Origin of the sequence: Streptomyces nanshensis, from assembly GCF_001751255.1 — a bacterium.
Lineage (GTDB): Bacteria > Actinomycetota > Actinomycetes > Streptomycetales > Streptomycetaceae > Streptomyces > Streptomyces nanshensis_A.
The window spans coordinates 5,688-7,920 of record NZ_LJGW01000335.1 but is presented as its reverse complement, the minus strand read 5'-3'; the positions used below and the strand labels follow the sequence as shown (position 1 = coordinate 7,920).

Annotated in this window: 1 protein-coding gene and 2 pseudogenes; all 3 read left to right on the top strand. The window is 74.8% G+C overall.

Going from position 1 to position 2,233, the window contains the following annotated elements; all coding sequences use genetic code 11:
- Positions 1-818 (top strand): annotated as a pseudogene (locus AN218_RS36855) (hypothetical protein); the annotation flags it as partial.
- On the top strand, positions 815-1,993 hold the full coding sequence (locus AN218_RS19910) for a C40 family peptidase (RefSeq protein ID WP_244900542.1): 1,179 nt from the start codon (positions 815-817) through the stop codon (positions 1,991-1,993). The pseudogene AN218_RS36855 and the gene AN218_RS19910, both read left to right, overlap by 4 nt.
- Positions 1,987-2,233 (top strand): annotated as a pseudogene (locus AN218_RS36850) (hypothetical protein); the annotation flags it as partial. The gene AN218_RS19910 and the pseudogene AN218_RS36850, both read left to right, overlap by 7 nt.

Sequence of the window (2,233 nt, the reverse complement as noted above, 5' to 3'; positions counted from 1 at the left end):
CGCCCGGCGTGCAGGGCGGCGGCACGGTCGTGGACGGGAAGACCGGCCGCGTCATCTCCCAGGGCCGCCCGGGCGGTGACGGCCCGGGCGGTGACGGCCAGGACGGGTTCGTCCCGGCGGGGCAGCGGCTGCGGCAGCGGATCGCCCGTACCCGCGGCGGACGCGTCGCGCTCGGCGCCGGACGCGTCGCCTGGCACTCCACCGTCGGCTTCCCGGCCCTGGTCAACCGGCTTCCCGCCAAGCGCAGCGAGTACGGGGCGCGGCTGGACCGTCATCTGGCGCACTACGAGAAGAAGATCTCCGCCTGGGAGCACGACTCCCGCGAAGGGCGGCAGCACATCGAGGAGATGACCTCCGAGCCGCTGCGGCGCAGCTACGAGACGGTGACGCGGCCGTTCCTGTCCGCGGAGGCGATGCGGCAGCGTAGCGAGTCCGGGGCGCCGGTCAGCCGCGCGTGGACGCGCTTCGAGCCGGACGAGTACGAGCCGCCGCCGCGTCCCGCCGACACCGGCGGGCCCCCGCCCTCGCACTGGGGCGACCGCATCGACCCGGAGTCGTGGCCGGAGGGCGCGTGGAGCGGCCCCCGCCGGGAGCGGCGGGAGGCGTCCCCCGAGCCGACGTGGGACGGCGGGATGTCGCCGTCCGAGGCGTGGGGGGTGAGGACCCGCCAGGAGCCCGGCGGCATCATCGTCGACAGCATCACCGGTGAGGTGCTCTCCGACCCGTACGGCGGCGGGGACGGCCGGGCGGGGTGGGCGGATCCGCCGCCGCCGGATGATGCTCCGCCGCCGCCCCCGGACGACGGAGGCCGCTGGTGACGCCGTTGGCCACGCTCGTGGCGCGGCGGGCGATGAGGCCGGTGAAGCGGCGGCTGAAGAGGTGGGGGTGCCTGGCGGTTGCGTTCGCCCTGCTTCTGTTTGGTGTGCCGCTGGGGGTGATCGCGATCGACGCGGTCACGGACGTGAAGTCGAGCGTGACCGGTGCGGTGGCGGCGGTCGCCGGTGTGCCGGGGCGGCTGCTGGTCGCCTACCAGGCCGCGGAGAAGAGCCTCGCCGAGCGGTACCCGAGCCTGAAGGGCTTCGACTGGTCCGTGCTCGCCGGCATCGCGAAGGTCGAGTCCGGGGGGACGGCGAGCGGGCACAAGGTCCGTGCGGACGGCACCCTGGCCACACCGATCTACGGGCCGCGGCTGTCCGGCTCCGGCGTGGGCGGCAACACCACGGCGATGGCGGACACCGACGGCGGCCGCCTGGACGGCGACCCGCACGGCGAACGCGCCGTCGGCCCGATGCAGTTCCTGCCCTCCACCTGGGCGCGCGTGGGTCAGGACGGCAACGGCGACGGCCGCAAGGACCCGCAGAACGTCGACGACGCGGCGCTCGCGGCCGCCGTGTACCTGACGGATCACGGCAAGCGCGATCTGAGCCGGCCCGCCCAGCTCAAGCAGGCGGTGCTCTCCTACAACCACTCCTCGCAGTACGTACAGGAGGTCACCGGCTGGATCGGCCACTACAAGAAGACCGCCCGGCAGGACCCGAAGACTGCGGTGAAGGCCACCGGCAAGGCGAAGACCGTCATCGACGCGGCGATGGGCATGCTTGGCCGTCCCTACTCGTGGGGCGGCGGCGGACCGGACGGGCCGAGCAGCGGGAGTTGCTGCTCCCCCGGCGGCAAGTCCGGCGCCGGCATCGCCGGGTTCGACTGCTCCGGGCTGACGCAGTACGCCTACGCCCGCGGCGGGATCCGTCTGCCCCGCATCGCCTCGCAGCAGGCGGGCGTCGGCCGCCGCGTCCCGGCCGCCGACGGCATCTCCGCACTCAGGCCGGGTGACCTGGTCTTCTTCGGGTTCATGCCCGGCATCGACGCGTCGATCGACCACGTGGGCATCTACCTCGGCGGCGGGCGGATGATCAACGCGGCCAAGCCCGGCACCCGCGTACGCATCGAGCAGGTGCGCACGACCGGTTACTCGGGAGGCGCCCGCCCATGGTGACCCTGAACCGGATACGTGTTCGATGGGTGGTGGTGGCCGCCGCCGTGCTGGCGGCCGGGGTGTACTTCCTGGGCTCCGGCACCGGCGGCGACCCGGCGGCCAGCGCGGCAGGCGGCCGTACGGGCACGACCGCCGCCGGGCCCACGGGCGGCGGACGCTCCCCCGCGCCGCACAAGAGTGAGCACGGGACCGGTTCGCCGACTCCGGTGTCGCCGTCCCCGTCGCGGCAGCCGCCGCCGT